Raw genomic sequence first — 18199 nt, 5'->3', positions numbered from 1 at the left:
CGATACTGGGTGCGGCAGCCATCAACGGCGACAACAGGACAGAAACGTGCCTGACGCGAAGTCAGGAAAGTCGGCATGGAGTCAGCAGCCCCGCCGGACACCGACGGACGTCGCCGCCGGCCGCCAAGAGCCACCGCCGCCCCCCTACCTGCTGACCAGGCAGAACCCTGCTCAAGGCCCTAGCTGGAACTCCCCCAGGAGGAACCGTTGAGAATGCTCATCAACGTCCCGGAGACCGTCGTCGCGGATGCGCTGCGCGGGATGGCCGCCGCGTATCCCGACCTCAATGTCGACGTGGACAACCGCGTGATCGTCCGGCGGGACGCACCGGTCGCCGGCAAGGTCGCGCTCGTCTCCGGGGGCGGCTCGGGGCACGAGCCGCTGCACGGGGGGTTCGTCGGGCCCGGGATGCTGGACGCAGCCTGTCCGGGCGAGGTGTTCACCAGTCCCGTGCCGGACCAGATGGTGAGGGCCGCCGCCGCTGTCGAGAGCGGTGCGGGGGTGCTGTTCGTCGTGAAGAACTACACGGGCGACGTGCTCAACTTCCAGATGGCCGCGGAACTCGCCGAGGACGAGGGCGTGCGGCTCGCCACCGTGCTGGTCGACGACGACGTCGCCGTGACGGACAGCCTGTACACGGCGGGCCGGCGCGGCACCGGCGCGACCCTGTTCGTGGAGAAGATCGCGGGCGCCGCCGCCGAGGAGGGCGCCCCGCTGGAGCGGGTCGAGTCCCTCGCCCGCCAGGTGAACGCGTCCTCCCGCAGTTTCGGCGTCGCGCTCAGCGCCTGCAGCACTCCCGCCAAGGGCGGGCCCACCTTCGATCTGCCCCCGGGCGAGCTTGAGTTGGGCGTCGGCATCCACGGCGAGCCGGGCCGGGAGCGGCGGGCGATGATGACCGCGCGGGAGATCGCGGACTTCGCCGTGGGAGCGGTCCTCGACGACCTGCGCCCCACCGGCCCGGTCATCGCCCTCGTCAACGGAATGGGCGGCACTCCCCTGCTGGAGCTGTACGGGTTCAACGCCGAGGTGCAGCGGGTGCTGACCGAGCGCGACGTGGCCGTGGCCCGCACGCTCGTCGGCAACTACGTGACCTCGCTCGACATGGCCGGCTGCTCGGTGACGCTGTGCCAGGTGGACGAGGAGCTGCTGCGGTTGTGGGACGCGCCGGTGCAGACGCCCGCCCTGCGGTGGGGACGCTGAGACCGCGCCCCGCCCCCTCCCGAACCGATCATCCGAACCGAGGAGTTCTCGTGCTCGACGCCGCATTCTTCCGCCGCTGGCTCACGGCCGCCGCCGCGGCCGTGAACCGTGAGGCCGACCGTCTGACCGAGCTGGATTCCGCGATCGGTGACGCCGATCACGGCAGCAATCTCCAGCGTGGGTTCGCGGCCGTCGTCGCGGCCCTGGACAAGGAGCCGCCGGCCGCGCCCGGAGCCGTACTGGTCCTGGCGGGACGGCAGTTGATCTCGACGGTCGGAGGGGCCTCCGGGCCGCTGTACGGGACGCTGCTGCGCCGTGCCGGCAAGGCCCTCGGCGACGACGCCGAGGTGAGCGCGGGGCAGCTGGCCGAGGCACTGCGGGCGGGCGTCGCGGCCGTGGCGCAGCTGGGCGGGGCGAAGGCGGGCGACAAGACGATGCTGGACGCCCTGGAGCCCGCGGTGGCGGCGCTCGGCGACAGCACGGAGTCGTTCGCCGCGGCCCGGGAGGCGGCCGAGCAGGGGGCGCTGGCGACGGTGCCGTTGCAGGCGCGCAAGGGCAGGGCCAGCTATCTCGGCGAGCGCAGCATCGGGCACCAGGACCCGGGGGCGACGTCGTCGGCGCTGCTGGTGGCCGCGCTCGCCGAGACGGCGGAGGCGGCCGTATGAGCGACTCCGCCCGGCGGGTCGGGATCGTGCTGGTGTCGCACAGCGCGGACGTGGCGCGCTCGGTCGCCGCGCTGGCGCACGGGCTCGCGGGCGGCGGGGAGCTCGCGCCGGTCGCCGCGGCGGGCGGCACGCCGGACGGCGGTCTCGGCACCAGCTCCGAGCTGGTCTCCGCCGCGGCGGCGGAGGTGGACCGCGGCGCGGGCGTGGCCGTGCTGGTCGATCTGGGCAGCGCCGTACTCACGGTGAAGGCCCTTCTCGCCGAGGGCGACGAACTTCCCGACGGCACCCGGCTCGTGGATGCCCCGTTCGTGGAGGGCGCGGTGGCCGCGGTGGTGACCGCGTCGGCCGGGGGCGACCTGGACGCCGTGGAGGCGGCGGCCTCGGAGGCGTACGGGTACCGCAAGGAGTGACGGGAGGGGTGCGTGCGGCCGGGTGTGGCGAACGGCTCACCCGGCCGCGGGCCGGTGCATCCGTGCGCGGCTTGTGATGTCGCTGGTCGGCGCACTACTGTCACGGAGCCTTGGTGTTCGGGAAACCGGTGCGGTACCGGTGCGGCCCTCGCCACTGTGATCGGGAAGTCCGGCTCCACCCCTCAGGGGAAGTCACTGGGCCACCGCGGGAGAGCGCGGTGCCTGGGAAGGCGGAGTCACGGGCGGCATGACCCGTCAGCCAGGAGACCGGCCAGGGCGCGTTGTCCATCCACGAGGTGCTGGAGAGGGTCTCCCGACCATGCATATAGCCGAGGGGTACCTGCCCCCGTTGCACGCCGCCGCCTGGGGCGTCGCGGCCGCCCCGTTCGTCGTCCACGGTGTACGTGCCCTGACGCGCGAGGTCAAGGCCCACCCCGAGTCCACCCTGCTGCTCGGCGCCTCCGGCGCCTTCACCTTCGTGCTGTCCGCCCTGAAGATCCCGTCGGTGACCGGCAGCTGCTCCCATCCGACCGGCACCGGGCTGGGCGCGATCCTGTTCCGTCCGCCGATCATGGCGGTGCTCGGCACGATCACCCTGCTGTTCCAGGCCCTGTTGCTGGCGCACGGCGGCCTCACCACGCTCGGCGCCAACGTGTTCTCCATGGCGATCGTCGGTCCATGGGCCGGTTACGGGGTCTACCGGCTGCTGCGGCGGTCGGGTGTCCCGCTGATGGTGGCCGTGTTCTTCGGCGCGTTCGTCGCCGACCTGTCGACGTACTGCGTCACCAGCGTGCAGCTCGCGCTGGCCTTCCCCGACCCGAGCAGCGGATTCGCGGGCGCGCTCGCCAAGTTCGGCGGCATCTTCGCGCTCACGCAGATCCCGCTCGCGGTGAGCGAGGGGCTGCTCACCGTGCTGGTGATGCGGCTGCTCAGCCAGTCCAGCAAGGGCGACCTGGCCCGTCTCGGCGTCCTGGTCCCGGGTGCGAAGAAGGAGGCCGGGGTCCGATGAGCCGCAACGCGAGGATCAATACGCTGCTGTTGCTGGCCGTGGCGGCGCTGGCCGTCCTGCCGCTCGTACTGGGGCTCGGCGACCACAGGGAGGAGCCGTTCACCGGCTCCGACGCGCAGGCGGAGACGGCTATCACGGAGCTGGAGCCGGACTACGAGCCGTGGTTCTCCCCGCTGTACGAGCCGCCGTCGGCCGAGATCGAGTCGGCGCTGTTCGCACTCCAGGCCGCGCTCGGCGCGGGGGTGCTGGCGTACTACTTCGGCCTGCGCAGAGGACGCAGGCAGGGTGAGGAGCGGGCCGCGGCGCGCGCGGGCGCCCTTCCGGAAGAGGCCGCCGGCGAGGCGCCCGGAGCGGAGCCCGGCAGCGGCGACGCCCCGGCCGCGAAGCTGCCGTAGGCGCCGATGCTGCCGATCGACGCGGCGGCGCACAGCAGTCGCTGGCGCCGCCGCCATCCCTGTGAGAAGGCCGTTCTCGGGCTGGGGCTGACGGTGACGGCCGTGTGCCTGCCGCCTTGGCCCGGCGCCGTTCTCGTGGCCGCCGCCTCCCTCGCCGTCCTGCTGGGTCCGGCCGGGGTCGCGCCCCGGCAGCTGTGGCGGGCCTTCCGCATCCCCCTCGGGTTCTGTGTCACCGGGGCACTGCCGCTGTTGTTCGCCGTGGGCGGCGCGGCGGGGCCGGTGGCTCTGGCGCCCGACGGTCCCGAGCACGCCGCCGCGTTGCTGCTGCGGACCTCGGCGGCGTCGCTCGGGGTGCTGCTGTTCGCGTTCACCACGCCGGTCTCCGACGTGCTGCCCCGGCTGGTGCGGGCGGGCGTGCCGCCGGCGGTGGTGGACGTGGCACTGGTGATGTACCGGATCAGTTTCCTGCTGCTGGACGCGATGGGCCGGGTCCGCCAGGCGCAGGCGGCCCGTCTCGGCCACACGAGCCGGGCGGCGGCGTGGCGTTCGCTGGCGGGGCTGGGGGCGACCGCGTTCGTCCGCGCCTTCGACCGGGCCGGCCGGCTTCAGGCCGGGCTCGCCGGACGCGGTTACGACGGCACGCTGCGGGTCCTCGTGCCGCGTGCGTCCGTGTCGCGCCCCTTCCTCGCCGCCGTGGCCGCGCTGCTGGCAGGCATCGTGCTGCTCACCCATCTGCTGGAAAGGTTCGTCCTGTGATCGTTGAGCTCGTCGACGCCGGTTTCGCGTACGAGGACGGGCCCGTCGTGCTGAGCGGCGTCGGCCTCGCGCTCCAGGAGGGCCGCTCCACGGCTCTGCTGGGGCGCAACGGCAGCGGAAAGACCACCCTGCTGCGGCTGTTGAGCGGCGGGCTGCGCCCGGCGACGGGCCACGTCCGGCTGGACGGCGAGCCGGTGACGTACGACCGTGCCGGGCTGACCCGGCTGCGGACGAGCGTGCAGTTGGTGGTGCAGGACCCCGACGACCAGCTGTTCGCGGCGTCGGTCGAACAGGACGTGTCGTTCGGCCCGATGAACCTCGGGCTGCCGGAGGAGCAGGTACGCGCCCGGGTGGACGAGGCGCTGGCGGCGATGGACATCGTGGCGCTGAGGGACCGGCCGACGCATCTTCTCTCGTACGGACAGCGCAAACGGGCGGCGATCGCGGGCGCGGTGGCGATGCGGCCGCGCGTGCTCATTCTGGACGAGCCGACGGCGGGGCTCGATCCGCACGGCCAGGAGCGGCTGCTGGAGGTGCTGGGCACGCTGGGCGCGTCCGGTACGACGGTGGTCATGGCGACCCACGACGTGGATCTGGCCCTGCGCTGGGCGGACGATGCGGCCGTCCTCGCGCCGACGGGCCTGCGCACCGGTCCCGTCGCGGAACTGCTCGCGGACCAGGCCCTGCTGGACGCGGCGCGCCTGCGGAGGCCGTGGGGCACGGCGGTGGCGGAGCTGCTGAGGTCGCACGGCCTGCTCGCCCCGGCGGAAACGGGGCCCCGCACCCCGGAGGACCTGTCCCACTGGGCGGCGGGCCCGGCCCGGGCCGGCACGGAGTAACCCCGCCGCGCGTGGCGGGCCGTCGCGCGAGGCCCCGGGCCCGGAAGAGCCGGGACGCCGGCCCGTACCACGTACGGACGCACCCCGGCCGCCGGTCGTCGGGCCGCCCAGCCGACGCATGCCGGCCGGGCCGCCGAGCCGACGGGCTGTCCGGCGCGCATTGGAAGGCGACGAATCGGCCGACCGTACACGTCCGCGGGGCGCCCCCGGGTCCGGCACGCGGTCCGGCCGGACGGTGCACCCGGCATCTGGCCCCCCATGGGCCTGTCGGACCCGCCGCGGGCACCGCCCCCCGTGGTGTCACGCCCCCGTCGCCTCGCGCCAGGACGATTCCCGCAGCAGACGCAGGCCGTTGAGGGCGACCAGTACCGTCGAGCCCTCGTGCCCCGCCACGCCCAGGGGCAGCGGCAGGTGGCCCGCCAGGTCCCACACCACCAGCACGCCGATGCACACCGACGCGATCACGAGGTTCTGCACCACCAGCCTGCGGGCCCGGCGCGAGAGGGCCACCACCGCCGGGACGGTGGCCAGTTCGTCCCGTACGACCACCGCGTCCGCGCTCTCCAGAGCCAGGTCGGAGCCGGCGCGGCCCATCGCGATGCCGGTGTGGGCGGCGGCGAGCGCGGGGGCGTCGTTCACGCCGTCGCCGACGATCAGCACCTTCTCCCCCGCCTCCTGCCACGCGCGCACGGCGGCGACCTTCTCCCCGGGCAGGAGGCCGGCCCGTACGTCCTCGATGCCCGCCTCGCCGGCCACCCGCGCGGCCGCGCGGGCGTTGTCGCCGGTCAGCAACGTCGGCGTGCGGCCCGTGAGGCGGGCGAGCGCGGCGACCGCCTGCGGCGCCCCGGACCGGAGCCGGTCGTCGACGGCGAGCACGGCCACCGGCACCCCGTCGGCCTCGACGAGGACGGCCGTACGGCCTTCGGCCTCCACCTCGACGGCCGCCGCGCACTCCTCGGCGAGCAGGGCGGCGGGGCTTCCCACGCGCACCGTGCTGCCGTCGACGCTCGCCGAGACGCCGCGTCCGGGCGTCGACGCGAACTGCCGCGCCCCCGGCAGCCGCAGGCCGCGTTCACGCGCGGCCGCGACGATCGCCCTGCCGAGTGGGTGCTCGCTGTGGACCTCGGCGGCCGCGGCGAGGGCCAGCGCACGGTCCTGCGTGACTCCCGTGTCCGGCAGCACGCGCACCTCGGCGACGCGTGGCGAACCCTCCGTCAGCGTGCCGGTCTTGTCGAGCGCGGCGCGGTCGATCTCGCCCAGACGCTCCATCGCCACGGCGGACTTGACGAGCACTCCGTGGCGTCCGGCGTTGGCGATGGCGGAGAGCAGCGGCGGCATGGTGGCGAGCACGACGGCGCACGGCGAGGCGACGATCATGAAGGTCATGGCGCGCAGCAGGGTGCTCGTGAAGTCGGCGCCGAAGGCGAGGGGCAGGGTGAGCAGGGCCAGTGTGGCGACCACGACACCGGTCGAGTAGCGCTGCTCGATCTTCTCGATGAAGAGCTGGGTGGGCGCCTTGGTGGCGCTCGCCTCCTCGACCATGGCGACGATGCGGGCGATGACCGACCGGGCGGCGTCCTTGTCGACGCGGACGCGCAGGGAGCCGGTGCCGTTCAGGGTGCCCGCGTAGACGGTGTCACCGGCGCGGCGGTCCACGGGCAGGGGTTCGCCGGTGATCGTGGCCTGGTCGACCTCGCTCGCTCCGTCGAGGACCGTGCCGTCCGCGGGCAGCCGCTCTCCCGGCCGTACGAGGACGGTGTCGCCCACCCGCAGGTCGGCGACGTCGACCGTCTCCCACGTCTCGCACCGGTCGCCGGCGAGGCGTGCGGCACGGGCGGGGGCGAGGTCGAGCAGTCCGCGGACGGAGTCGGCGGTACGCCGGGTCGCGAGGGCCTCCAGCGCGCCGGAGGTGGCGAAGATGACGATGAGGAGACCGCCGTCGAGGTACTGCCCGATGGCTGCCGCGCCGATCGCGGCGACCACCATCAGCAGGTCGACGTCGAGTGTCCTCTCGCGCAGGGCCTGAAGGCCCGCCAGGCCGGGCTCCCAGCCGCCGGCCGCGTAGCACAGGGCGTAGAGCGGTCCCCAGGCCCAGGCGGGCGCGCCGGCGAGGTCGAGCGGCAGGGCGCACAGGAACGCGGCGGCGGACAGGGCGGCCCAGCGGACCTCGGCCAGGGCGAACAGCCGGGTGCGCGGCCGGCCCGGTGGTGCGGCGGGCGGCGCGGCCGGCCGTGCCGTGGGCGCGGGCGCGGTGGTCGGCGAGGTCGGGGGAACCATCGGGACACCTCTTCTCGGGGCTCCGGGCAGGGCGGAGCCGTCTCGGCTGACGCCCCTCACCATAGCGGAACACATGAAGAGGTCTTCATTCATACGGCTGAGCGCACGGCTACGATGTGCTGCATGGGACACGGAGTCAGCAGCGGCATCACACCGGCCGCCCACCTGGACGCGGACTCCGCGGCGACGATCGCCGCCACTCTCCAGGCCCTGGCCACCCCCTCGCGGCTGATGATCCTCACGCGGCTGCGCCAGGGGCCCTGCGGGGTCACCGAGCTCGCGGAGGCGGTCGACATGGAACAGTCGGCGGTCTCCCACCAGTTGCGCCTGCTGCGCGCCCTGGGTCTGGTCACGGGGACCCGCCAGGGCCGCCGGATCGAGTACAGCCTGTACGACACGCATGTCGCCCAGCTCCTGGACGAGGCGGTCTACCACATCGAGCATCTGCGCCTGGGAGCCCGCGACCTGCCGGAGCCGGAGGCTGCCGAGGACACCGCCGACCGCGCCTGACGCCCTGCCACGCCCCGGCCGGGACCGCCCGGCCTGTCCCGTCGGCAGAAGGACTTCCCGGCCGAGCGGGTCCATGCGGTCGGCGCGGCCTCCGAGATCCGGCTGATCACCTGCGGCGGCCGGTACGCGAAGGACATCGCTACGAGGGGAACGTGGTCGCGTCCGCCCGGCAGATCACCGTGCGCCGAGCGGTCACGTTCCCGTCGCGTCGGGCGTGCGGAGCATCCGGAGGAATGCCTTCAGCCCGGTGATGATCTCCTCGTTGTCGGTCAGGCGGTTGACGGCGGACTCGAACTCGCGCCCCTCGCGGCGATCCTCCGGTCGGCCTCGTCGGCCCGCGCGAAGACCGACACGCCCAACGCATCGACGGAGCGCCGCAGTTCGGAGACGGTCCGGTACTGCTCCTCGGCCTTCTCCTCCAGCGCCCTCGTACCGGCGTGAAGATGGGCGACCTGCCGGCGCAGCTCCACGACGTCGTCGCGGGGGTGCGTCACGTCCTTCAGCAGCACGCCGAGGCGCCGGCGCAGCTGGGTGAAGTACGCGCCCGCGGGCCGGAAGAACGTGCTCACCAGGAAGAAGCCCGCGAACCAGTAGCCGGCCGCGTTGCCGGTGGCCGCCGTCAGCGCCACCAGCAGGCCCGCGGTCACGACGTGCCCCGCGACGGCCCACCGCAGCGTCGTGCGCGCGATGCGCGCGGCCTCGGCGTCCCGTTTCCCTGACACCTCAAGACCCTTGCCGCGGCTGATCGCGATCTCGGCCAGCACGGAGTGTGCGCGGAAGTACAGGTTCCAGGGCACGGTCAGCAGGACCATGAGCCAGAGCAGGCCGACCACGCCCGCCGCCGTGCCGAGGACGACGACGGGCGGCGCGCCCACCGCGTACGCCAGTGCCAGCGCGCCCGCGAGCGCGGCCGCCGCCAGTGCCGCTGCCAAGAGCTTCCCCATACCGTCCCCCTGTCGCCGCCGCACGTCCGGTGTCCCGCCGACATCGTCCGGCTCCGGCGGACACGGGGCATGAGTACGACTACTCATCCCTGCGCCCTCCCCCACGGGCCGCCGGCGTGTCGGTGCGCTGTCGGCGGCGTGTCGGCAGCCGCTGCGACGGTGTCACCCGATCCCCTCTCCCCCCGTCCGCAGACCACATGTCCCAGCCCCTGCCGGTCCGTCACCTCCACCTCGTCGCCGCCCGGCGTCCCACCCCGCACATGGTCCGCATCACCTTCGGCGGTCCCGGCCCCGACGATGTGCGCCTGGAAGGCCCCGACCAGCAGGTGAAGTTGCGCGGGTGGCTGCCGTCCGTCGCGGCGGAGGCGCGGCCGGTCCGTGGGCCGGGTGTGTCAGGGGGGACTGGCAGACTGGAGCGCATGTCAGCTCCCCGCCGGTTGTGTCCAAAGTGCCGCCGCGAGATCGCCGTCGTGGCGGGACGGTTCGCCCGCCACGACCCCGCCGGTGCCCGCTCGGGCGCGGAGTTGGTCTCCTGTCCCGGTTCGCGGCGTCAGGCCCCGGTCGCTCCGGCGCTCCAGCCGTCGCTGGACGGCAGTTTCGTGCCGGAGTTCCCCGGGCAGTTGCCTCTGTTCTGACGGTGCGTTCAGGTCGCGCTGCGCTCGTTCGCCGGGTCGGGCGTGTTCCCGGCACCGGCGCCCGCGGACCGCAGCAGCTCGCGCCAGCGTTCCCTGTCCCAGTCGGCGGGCTCGGTGGTGGCGACGAAGTCCTCGACGAGGGCCAGGAAGCGCATCGGGTCGGTGTGGAACGGGAAGTGCCCCGCCCCCTCGAAGATCTCGAGTCGGCTGCCGGGCATCGCGACATGTGCCGTGTGGGCCTGGTCCACGGGCACCACGCTGTCGCGTGATCCCCACACCAGCATCACCGGCATCCCCTCGGTCAGGTAGCAGCGGTCGAGCATGGTCACCACCTGCCCCCGCCAGTCGACGACGGCCCGCAGCGTCCGGATGAACGCGCTGCGCGCGGTGGCGTCGGGAAGCGCGTCCACGAGGCCGAGCAGCTCCGGGGCGTCCTGCCCCAGGCCGGTGTCGAGTCTGCGCATCAGCTCGGTGCACAGCCGCATCGCGTGGCGCATGCCGGGCAGGCGCAGGCCGGACAGCAGCACCTCGGCGCCGGGCAGGGACACGGCCCGGAGCACGGGGTTGACCGCGCGGCCCACTCCCCCGGCGCTCACCAGCACCAGGCGCTCGGTGCGCTCGGGGAACTGGTAGGCGAACTGCATGGCCACCCCGCCGCCCAGCGAGTGGCCCACGAGGGTCGCCCGGTCGATCCCGAGGACGCCGAGCAGGTCGCGCATGCCGTTGGCGTAGGCGGCGACCGAGTAGTCGGCGCGGGGTTTGCCGGACGCGCCGTGACCGAGGAGGTCGGGGGCGATGACGGTGTGGCAGCGGGCCAGGGCGGGGATGAGGTCGGCCCAGGTGGCCGAGGAGTCCCCTATGCCGTGGATGAGCAGGAGCGCCGGGCCCTGACCGGCGATGCGGTAGGCGCGGCGGTAGCCGTGCACCGTCAGGTGGTGCAGTCGCACGTCCGCCGCGGACACAGGGCGCAGCCGGCCCTGGGGCGGGGACGCTTGGGGCGGGAGCATCGACGGCCTCCTGCTGACGAGGATCTCGTCCGAGCGTAGAACCGCCGTCGCACGGGGAGTTTCCGCCGGGTTTCGCCCGGGATACGTCTGCGGGCTCCACCTGACTACCAGCGCGTAACCGCTCTCTCCGGGAGACAGGATCCCTTCCGCCGGGTAGATTGGTCTACACCACTGGGCGCTTCAGAGAACAGGGATCTTCGTGGAAGTTGTCATCGTTCCGGACTCCGCCGCGGGCGGCGAACTCATCGCCGAGGCCATGGCCGACCTGCTGCGACGCAAGCCCGACGCCCTCCTCGGCGTGGCCACGGGGTCGACCCCGCTGCCGGTCTACGAAGCCCTCGGGGTCAAGGTGGCGGCGAAGGAGGTCGACGCCTCCCGCGCCCGGATCTGCCAGCTCGACGAGTACGTGGGCCTGCCCGCCGGGCATCCCGAGTCCTACCGGTCCGTCGTCCTGCGCGAGGTCGTCGAGCCGCTCGGCCTGAGCGAGGCGGCCTTCATGGGCCCCGACGGAGCCGCCGACGACGTGTCGGCGGCGTGCCTGGCGTACGACCGCGCACTGACGGAGGCGGGCGGGGTCGACCTCCAGCTGCTGGGCATCGGCACGGACGGCCACATCGGCTTCAACGAGCCCTGCTCCTCGCTCGCCTCGCGCACCCGGATCAAGACGCTGACCGAGCAGACCCGCGTCGACAACGCCCGCTTCTTCGACGGCGACATCGAGCAGGTCCCCCGCCACGTCATCACCCAGGGCATCGGCACCATCCTGGAGGCCCGTCACCTGGTGCTGCTGGCGACCGGGAAGGCCAAGGCGGACGCCGTGGCGCTCGCGGTCGAGGGCCCGCTGTCCGCCCTGGTCCCCGCCTCCGCCCTCCAGCTCCACCCGCACGCGACGGTCGTGGTCGACGAGGCCGCGGCCGCCGGCCTGAAGCTCGCCGACTACTTCCGGGCCACCTACGCGGCGAAGCCGCAGTGGCAGGGGCTGTAAGTCTGTACGCGACACGGGGGGCCGGCCCGGCCGGATCGGCCGGGCCCGCCCCTTTCCGCCGCCGGCCCGCGCTCGCACCGGCAGTTCCGGTCGACGGCTCCCGCTGAACTCGTCGTCCGCCCGCGCCTGATCCCGGGCCGGGCCGGCGGCAGTGAGCGAGCGACGCCCGCTCACCGGGAGTAGCGCAGCTGCCCCGCATCACCGGCCCTCTTGTGATGCCGGGCATAGGAGCCACGTCACTTCCTAAAGGCGATAGTGGAGCCGACGCCTGCCGATCCGCGGGGACAAACAGGCCAGAAGCTTCTCTTGGTGACATTGCTCTGTAGTGGGGTAGTAGGTCACATTCTTGCGCGCGGTTCGAACCGCCCCTAACCATGGCTGACGTTCCGGGGAGCCAGCGCCGGGATCGGGTGAATCCCGCCCGGTCGACCGCTCCGGCCCCGAGGCGGAGACCTTCTCCGCCGCCCGCCGATCGCATCGATGGCCGGCCTCCCCATGACGTCCCCCGTTTGGAGAGTTCCTTCCGTATGACCGCCGCCACGCAGACCACCGCCAGCCGCACCGCCCGCTTCCGCAAGCTCTCTGTCACCGGCCTGGCCACGGCGGGCGCCGCAGCACTGGCGCTGACCCTGGCTCCCTCGCCGGCGCAGGCCGCTCCGGCCACGGAGAGCGCGTCGAAGGCCACGGTCGCGACGGCCGAGGTCGCGCCGACGAAGAAGGACAAGCCCAAGAAGGACAACCCGAAGAAGGCGAAGAAGGCCAAGAAGGTCTACGCCGACAACCTCGACGGCTGGATCAAGGAAGCGCTGGACATCATGAAGTCCGAGGGCATCCCCGGCACCTACGAGGGCCTGCACCGCAACATCATGCGGGAGTCCAGCGGCAACCCGAACGCCCAGAACAACTGGGACGTCAACGCACAGAACGGCACGCCGTCCAAGGGCCTGCTCCAGGTCATCCAGCCGACCTTCGACGCCTACCACGTCGACGGCACCCCGCACGACCTGACCGACCCGGTGGCCAACATCACCGCGGCCGCGAACTACGCCGCCGACAAGTACGGCTCCATCGACAACGTCGACTCCGCCTACTGACACGCCTTCTGAACCGTCCCCCCGGACCGTTCGGCACGCGCGGCCCCGCCCCTCGGGCGGGGCCGCGTCGTCGTCGCCGGACGGCGCCGGCCACGCCGTCGCGTCCGAGGTGACGTTGTCCCTCCACAACGCCCGGGCCGGCAGCCGTCGGCGGGAAGGAACTCCTCGCCCGGCGCCAGGGGTTGACCGTTTTCCGGCCGCGTACGCAGCCGCTCCCCTCCGGCGGCACTCCGCGGCGTGATCCGGTCGGCACGCCGGAACGGTTGGGCGTGATGCGGCCAGGCCGGGAAAGACGATTCCGGCATGGGGGGACCGGTTTTGACGGCGGCACGCGGGCGCGCCCAGCCGTACCGGACAGAATTACGTCACAATCCGACACATCAAGGACACAAGGCGGCGCGCCGGAGCAATTTTCGATCGGCCGAATCCGGACCCCGGCCGACGGAATTGTGTGAAGCCCTTGTGAATTACTCTCCATATCCAGTCACCCACATGGCCCTGACCATGCCGATTGACCAACCACTTCATTCACGGTTGCGTTCGGGCGGATGACCGAATCGGTCCCTTGACCGGCACTTGAGAGACGAACGAGACTCGCAGAGGCACTCATGCACCAGGGGTCACAAGCGCATGCGCATGCGCATGGCCCCTGAGACCGATATCGCACGGGGTGTGTGGCGGGGGAAAGTGAAGAGCTCGTTCGTTGCGTCCGCATGCGCGGACGTCTGCTTCACGTCCTCTCCTCATCTCTTGGTGCGCGAAGGGAATGGAGGGGGAATGCCGACGCACATGGGCTATCCCGGCGTATACATCGAAGAACTTCCCAGCAGCGTCCGTACCATCGCCTCGGTCACCACATCGGTGACCGCGTTCGTGGGCCACACCCGCCGGGGTCCGCTCAACCAACCGGTCCGCATCACCAGTTTCGCGGACTTCGAGCGCCGCTTCGGCGGTCTGACCGCCCAGAGCGCTGTCGGCTACGCGGTGCACCAGTTCTTCGGCAACGGCGGCACGGTCGCGGTCGTCGTACGCGTGGCCAGGGCCGGCACCGGCGAGGAGGCCTGCGTCACGCTCGAGTCCACCGAGGGGCGCAGCGAGTGCCCGGTGCTGGAGGTGCACGCGAAGGAGCCCGGCGTGTGGGGGTCGGGCCTGCGGGTGGCCGTCGACCACGACACCCGTACCCCGGACAAGACGTTCAACCTGCACGTCCTGGACGCCCGCGGCGACGCCCGCGAGTCGTTCACCGGCCTGTCGATGCACGCCGGGCACGGCCGCTTCGTCGAGACGGTCGTGAACGCCGGATCCTCTCTCGTACGCGTGAAGGCACTCGACGAGGACCGGCCCGATCCCTCCGGCACGGTCTCCAAGCCGTTCGCCGCCGACCTGCCGGACCTCGGCGTCGAGCTGAAGGTCAAGATCGGCGACGTGGAGCGGGAGTTCACGCTCTACGAGCCCGACCGCGACGGCGAGCCGCCCACCGACGTCACCGAGCTGGCCCTGCTGCTGGAGCGCAAGCTCCGGGCCCTGCCCGACGCTCCGGGCAAGCACGCCTACGCCGGCGCCGAGGTCACGGCGTTCGGACGCCGGCTCCAGGTCGTCGCCGGGTCCCTCGACCCGGACGACGTGGTGCGCTTCGTCGGCGAATGCGCCAACGACCTGGGCCTGGAGGCCTCGGTCAACCCGCCGGTCTTCGCACTCCAGGGCGGCAAGGACGGTGACGCCCCCGGACCGCGCGACCTGATCGGCAGCGAGGCGGACAAGACCGGTCTGCAGGCGCTGCGGGACGTCGACGACGTCAACCTGCTGGCGCTGCCGGAACTCGCGGCCTACGAGTCGACGCAGGACATGGTCACCGTCGTCTCCGCGGCGCAGCAGCTGTGCCGGGAGCGGCGGATCTTCCTGCTCGTCGACTCGCCCTCCACCTGGGGCAGCGTCGACGCGGCCCGCGCCGGCATCGGCGCGTTCGACACCGTGCGCAGCGACCACGCGGGGCTGTACTTCCCCCATCTGCAGCTCACCGACCCGCTCACGGGCCGGATGCGGGCCTTCCCGCCGTCCGGTGCCGTCGCGGGCGTCATCGCCCGCACGGACGGCGAGCGCGGTGTGTGGAAGGCGCCGGCGGGCACCGAGGCGCGCCTGGCCGGGGTCCGTTCGCTGACCGTGCGGCTCACGGACCGTGACAACGGCCTGCTGAACCCACTGGGCGTCAACTGCCTGCGCACCTACCCCGTCGTGGGGCCGCTGGTGTGGGGCGCGCGGACGCTGGCGGGTGCGGACGCCCTGGCGAGCGAATGGAAGTACGTGCCGGTGCGCCGGCTCGCGCTCCACATCGAGGAGAGCCTGTACCGCGGACTGCAGTGGGTCGTCTTCGAACCGAACGACGAGCAGCTGTGGCAGCAGATCCGGCTGAAGGCGTCGGCGTATCTCAACGACCTGTTCCGGCAGGGCGCTTTCAAGGGCGGCACGCCCCGCGAGGCGTACTTCGTGAAATGCGACATGGACACCACCACCGAAGCCGACATCGAGCGCGGCGTGGTGAATGTCGTGATCGGAATCGCTCCGGTCAAGCCCGCGGAGTTCGTGATCGTCAAGATTCAGCAGATGGCCGGCCAGTTCGACCTGTCGTAGTCGCAGGCCCGAGGAAGAGGAACACAAAGGAAACCGATGGCTGAGTTCCAGGTAAACGCCCATCGTTTTGACCCCTACAAGAATTTCAAGTTCCTGGTCCTGTGGGACGGTCGAACGGTCGCGGGCATCAGCAAGATCAGTCCGCTCAAGCGCACCACCGAGGTGGTCAAGCACCGCCACGGCGGCGACCCCAGCTCGCCGCGCAAGTCCCCGGGCCGCTCCGAGTTCGAGGGAGTGACCCTGGAGCGCGGTGTCACCCATGACCCCGAGTTCGACCGCTGGGCCAACAAGGTCTGGCAGGTCGGGGCGGGGCTCGGCTCGGAGGTGTCGCTGCGGGACTTCCGCAAGGACATCATCATCCAGGTCCTCAACGAGGCCGGGCAGGTCGCCGTCTCGCACAAGCTCTACCGGGCGTGGGTCAGCGAGTACCAGGTCCTCGGCGAGCTCGACGCGAACGCCAACGCCGTCGCCATCCAGAGTGTGAAGCTCGAATGCGAGGGCTGGGAGCGGGACTACGAGGTGCCGGAGCCCGTCGAACCGTCCTTCACGCACCCGGCCTGACCGCCGGGCGCGACGGGGAACAGGGGTGGGACCCACCGAGCTGCTGGCCGTCTGGGAGGCCGGCCTGGCGCAGCGGGCAGCGGAGCGATCGCTGCTGCTGCACCGGGCCGCCCGCCCGGCGGCCACCACCGACGAACTCCTGTCGGTGCCGGTCGGAGAACGTGAGGCGGATCTGTTCGCGCTGCGCCGGGCGTTGTTCGGCGAGCGCATGCAGGTGCGTGTGGAGTGCGGGGCGTGCGGCGAGGCGATGGAGTTCGACCTCGACGCGAGCGTGCTGGGTGCGCGGAGCGCGCTGCCCGAGGGGCCGCTGCGCGTGGCGGACGGCGAGTGGGTGGTCGAGTTCCGGCTGCCGACCGTCGCCGACCTCGCTGCGGCCGCGACGGCGTCCCGCCCGGACGGGGCGCGCCGCAGGCTGGTGACCGGCTGCACGGTCCTGGCGCTGCGGGGCGGCGAACCGGTCGCTCCGGAGGAACTGGCATCGCTGCTGCCGGAGCGCGTGGAGAAGCTGATCGCCGAGAAGGCGGCACAGGCCGACCCGACGGCGGACGTGACGCTCGACATCGCCTGCCCCGAGTGCGGCGAGGCCACACCGGCCGAGCTGGACATCACCTCCTATCTGTGGACCGAACTCGACACCTGGGCACGGGACCTGATGCTCGATGTCCATCTCCTCGCTTCCGCCTACGGGTGGAGCGAGCCGGAGATCCTGGCGCTCAGCCCGCTGCGGCGTCGTTACTACCTGGAGCTGTGCGCAGATGTCTGACTACTTCGACCGGCTGCTGGTCCGGTACACGCCGGTCGGCGCGGCCACCGCCGCACCCGTCCGGGTGCGGCCTCGGCTGCCCGGTCCGTTCGAGCGCGTGGAAGCGCTGCGGTACGGGCCGCCGGACCCCGACGAGCCCGCGGCCCTGATCCCGACGGCGCACGTGCCGCCGTCCGCACCCGCCGCGACGGTGCGGCACGAGCACGACGTACGGACGGAGAACCGCACGGTGGTGCGCACGGAGCGGGCACGGGGGGCACAGACGGATCCGGCGCCTGTCCGGTCCGCCCCCGAGCCCCTGTTGCGGCCTGCCGCGCCCGTGCCGTCCCCGGTACGGCCCGCGGCGGAACAGACACCGCGTACCGCTCGCCGGGACCGCGCGGCGCGGGACACGGGTGACGCGGCCCCACGGCCCGCCGCCCCGGCGGCGCGGGCGCACACCGCTCCCGTGGCCGCTGTACCGGTGGCCGCGCCCGTACCGCGCCGGTCCGACGCGGCCGCGGTGCGCGGCGCGGCGCTCGGCCCGGTGGGGCGGCGCGCGCAGAAGCCCGCGGAACGGGTCGTGCATGTGCAGATCGGACGGCTGGAGGTCAGCGCGGCGGCACCCCCGCAGGCGTCCGACCGGCGACCCGCCGGGCGGGGCGGCAGGCCCGCGCCCGTACTGACCCTGGACGACTACTTGTCGCGCGGCGAGAGGAAGGACCGACCATGAGCAACGCACTCGCCGTCGCGACGGTCACCCAGGCGCTGGCCCTGCTCATCGAGAGCAACCTCGGCCCGGAGATGGACATCGCGGTCAAGGTGGAGACCCGCAAGCCACCGAACGAACCGCCGGCCGAACCGACCATCACGGTGTTCCTTTACCAGGTGACGCCGAACCCCTCGATGCGCAACGCCGACCTGCCGACCCGCGCCTCGGACGGCACGCTGCGCAAGCGCGCGGCGGCCGCGCTGGACCTGCACTACCTGATCAGCGCGTACGGGGAAGAGGCGGAGCTCGTCGGGCAGCGGCTCATCGGCTGCGTGGTCCGTACGCTCCACGAGATCCCCGTCCTGCCCAAGGACGTGATCGAACTGGCGGCGGAGCGGCCGTACCTGGCCGGCTCGGATCTCGCCGAGTCGCCGCAGAAGGTGCGGTTCTCGCCGATCGTGATGGACATCGACGAGACGTCGAAGCTGTGGGGGATGCTCCACCAGACGCCGTACTCGCTGTCGGTCGCGTACCAGGCGTCGCTCGTGCTGCTGGAGGGCCGGGAGCGGCCCACGCCGGCGAAGCCGGTGGAGGAACGCACGGTCAAGGTGCTGCCGTTCGGCGCGCCCGGCGCGCCGGTGCCGCCGGGGCCCGTGGAGCCACCGGCTCCGGAGGATGCGGCCTCCCCCGAGCCCACGGCGCCCCCTGAGAAGGCACCGGCCAAACGGGCCGCCCGCACCGCACCGGCGAAGCGGACGGCCACAACACCGCGCGCCCGCAGGGCAGGTGGGCCCGATGTGCCGAAACAGGGCGGAAAGAGCTGAGCCGGA

The 18199-nt window shown here is 72.8% G+C and carries 19 protein-coding genes and 1 riboswitch; of the genes, 16 read left to right on the top strand and 3 right to left on the bottom strand.

Going from position 1 to position 18199, the window contains the following annotated elements; translation table 11 throughout:
• Nucleotides 1-207 precede the first annotated feature (207 nt).
• The 7 genes from dhaK (at nucleotide 208) to QFZ82_RS35245 (ending at nucleotide 5274) form a co-directional block, all read left to right on the top strand.
• Nucleotides 208-1200: a dihydroxyacetone kinase subunit DhaK gene (gene dhaK, locus QFZ82_RS35275; protein WP_307716997.1), complete on the top strand. Its 993-nt coding sequence runs from the start codon at nucleotides 208-210 to the stop codon at nucleotides 1198-1200.
• Nucleotides 1201-1250: 50 nt separating this feature from the next.
• Nucleotides 1251-1865, top strand: coding sequence for a dihydroxyacetone kinase subunit DhaL (gene dhaL, locus QFZ82_RS35270; protein WP_307716996.1), 615 nt, complete (start codon nucleotides 1251-1253; stop codon nucleotides 1863-1865).
• Nucleotides 1862-2275 (top strand): PTS-dependent dihydroxyacetone kinase phosphotransferase subunit DhaM, encoded by a 414-nt coding sequence (locus QFZ82_RS35265; protein WP_307716995.1) that lies wholly within the window; start codon nucleotides 1862-1864, stop codon nucleotides 2273-2275. The genes dhaL and QFZ82_RS35265 overlap by 4 nt, the downstream gene beginning before the upstream one ends.
• Nucleotides 2276-2369: 94 nt before the next feature.
• Nucleotides 2370-2566, top strand: a riboswitch (cobalamin riboswitch).
• Nucleotides 2567-2594: 28 nt separating this feature from the next.
• Nucleotides 2595-3284 carry an energy-coupling factor ABC transporter permease gene (locus QFZ82_RS35260; protein ID WP_307716994.1) on the top strand — a complete coding sequence of 230 codons (690 nt, stop codon included), beginning with the start codon at nucleotides 2595-2597 and terminating at the stop codon, nucleotides 3282-3284.
• Entirely contained in the window at nucleotides 3281-3679 is a 399-nt protein-coding gene (locus QFZ82_RS35255) for an energy-coupling factor ABC transporter substrate-binding protein (protein ID WP_307716993.1), read from the top strand. Before QFZ82_RS35260 ends, QFZ82_RS35255 begins: the two co-directional genes overlap by 4 nt.
• Nucleotides 3680-3685: 6 nt before the next feature.
• Nucleotides 3686-4435 carry a cobalt ECF transporter T component CbiQ gene (gene cbiQ, locus QFZ82_RS35250; protein WP_307716992.1) on the top strand — a complete coding sequence of 250 codons (750 nt, stop codon included), beginning with the start codon at nucleotides 3686-3688 and terminating at the stop codon, nucleotides 4433-4435.
• A complete protein-coding gene (locus QFZ82_RS35245; RefSeq protein WP_307716991.1) occupies nucleotides 4432-5274 on the top strand; it encodes an energy-coupling factor ABC transporter ATP-binding protein in 843 nt (280 codons plus the stop codon). Before cbiQ ends, QFZ82_RS35245 begins: the two co-directional genes overlap by 4 nt.
• A gap of 300 nt (nucleotides 5275-5574) precedes the next feature.
• On the opposite strand, the gene QFZ82_RS35240 is transcribed toward QFZ82_RS35245, so the two are convergent.
• A complete protein-coding gene (locus QFZ82_RS35240) occupies nucleotides 5575-7551 on the bottom strand; it encodes a heavy metal translocating P-type ATPase (RefSeq protein ID WP_307716990.1) in 1977 nt (658 codons plus the stop codon).
• A gap of 123 nt (nucleotides 7552-7674) precedes the next feature.
• Between QFZ82_RS35240 and QFZ82_RS35235 the strand changes: the two genes are divergently transcribed.
• A complete protein-coding gene (locus QFZ82_RS35235; protein WP_307716989.1) occupies nucleotides 7675-8061 on the top strand; it encodes a metalloregulator ArsR/SmtB family transcription factor in 387 nt (128 codons plus the stop codon).
• 269 nt (nucleotides 8062-8330) lie between these two features.
• Here QFZ82_RS35235 and QFZ82_RS35230 read toward each other — a convergent pair whose 3' ends face one another.
• The gene (locus QFZ82_RS35230) at nucleotides 8331-9005 is read right to left on the bottom strand and encodes a hypothetical protein (RefSeq protein ID WP_307716988.1); all 675 of its coding nucleotides are present in this window, start codon (nucleotides 9003-9005) and stop codon (nucleotides 8331-8333) included.
• A 419-nt stretch (nucleotides 9006-9424) separates the two neighbouring features.
• Between QFZ82_RS35230 and QFZ82_RS35225 the strand changes: the two genes are divergently transcribed.
• On the top strand, nucleotides 9425-9640 hold the full coding sequence (locus QFZ82_RS35225; protein WP_307717939.1) for a hypothetical protein: 216 nt from the start codon (nucleotides 9425-9427) through the stop codon (nucleotides 9638-9640).
• 8 nt (nucleotides 9641-9648) lie between these two features.
• Here QFZ82_RS35225 and QFZ82_RS35220 read toward each other — a convergent pair whose 3' ends face one another.
• Nucleotides 9649-10647, bottom strand: coding sequence for an alpha/beta fold hydrolase (locus tag QFZ82_RS35220; protein WP_307716987.1), 999 nt, complete (start codon nucleotides 10645-10647; stop codon nucleotides 9649-9651).
• A gap of 199 nt (nucleotides 10648-10846) precedes the next feature.
• Here QFZ82_RS35220 and nagB point away from each other — a divergent pair, with 199 nt between their 5' ends.
• The 7 genes from nagB to QFZ82_RS35185 all read left to right on the top strand — a co-directional run bounded on the left by nagB (nucleotide 10847) and on the right by QFZ82_RS35185 (nucleotide 18193).
• Complete coding sequence (nagB, locus tag QFZ82_RS35215; RefSeq protein WP_307716986.1) at nucleotides 10847-11632, top strand: glucosamine-6-phosphate deaminase; 786 nt, start codon at nucleotides 10847-10849, stop codon at nucleotides 11630-11632.
• Between the two features lie 527 nt (nucleotides 11633-12159).
• Entirely contained in the window at nucleotides 12160-12726 is a 567-nt protein-coding gene (locus tag QFZ82_RS35210; protein WP_307716985.1) for a transglycosylase SLT domain-containing protein, read from the top strand.
• Nucleotides 12727-13503: 777 nt separating this feature from the next.
• Nucleotides 13504-15354, top strand: a complete 1851-nt coding sequence (locus QFZ82_RS35205) for a phage tail sheath C-terminal domain-containing protein (protein WP_307716984.1) — start codon at nucleotides 13504-13506, stop codon at nucleotides 15352-15354.
• Between the two features lie 36 nt (nucleotides 15355-15390).
• Nucleotides 15391-15915, top strand: coding sequence for a phage tail protein (locus QFZ82_RS35200; RefSeq protein WP_159694533.1), 525 nt, complete (start codon nucleotides 15391-15393; stop codon nucleotides 15913-15915).
• Between the two features lie 25 nt (nucleotides 15916-15940).
• A complete protein-coding gene (locus QFZ82_RS35195) occupies nucleotides 15941-16678 on the top strand; it encodes a hypothetical protein (RefSeq protein ID WP_307716983.1) in 738 nt (245 codons plus the stop codon).
• Entirely contained in the window at nucleotides 16671-17390 is a 720-nt protein-coding gene (locus tag QFZ82_RS35190) for a hypothetical protein (protein ID WP_307716982.1), read from the top strand. Before QFZ82_RS35195 ends, QFZ82_RS35190 begins: the two co-directional genes overlap by 8 nt.
• Nucleotides 17387-18193: a DUF4255 domain-containing protein gene (locus QFZ82_RS35185; protein ID WP_307716981.1), complete on the top strand. Its 807-nt coding sequence runs from the start codon at nucleotides 17387-17389 to the stop codon at nucleotides 18191-18193. Before QFZ82_RS35190 ends, QFZ82_RS35185 begins: the two co-directional genes overlap by 4 nt.
• The last annotated feature ends 6 nt before the right edge of the window (nucleotides 18194-18199 follow it).

It is taken from the genome of Streptomyces sp. V4I23 (assembly GCF_030817975.1).
Classification (GTDB): Bacteria; Actinomycetota; Actinomycetes; order Streptomycetales; family Streptomycetaceae; genus Streptomyces.
Note: the sequence above shows the minus strand (reverse complement) of the source record. Positions and strands in the feature narration are given on the sequence as shown.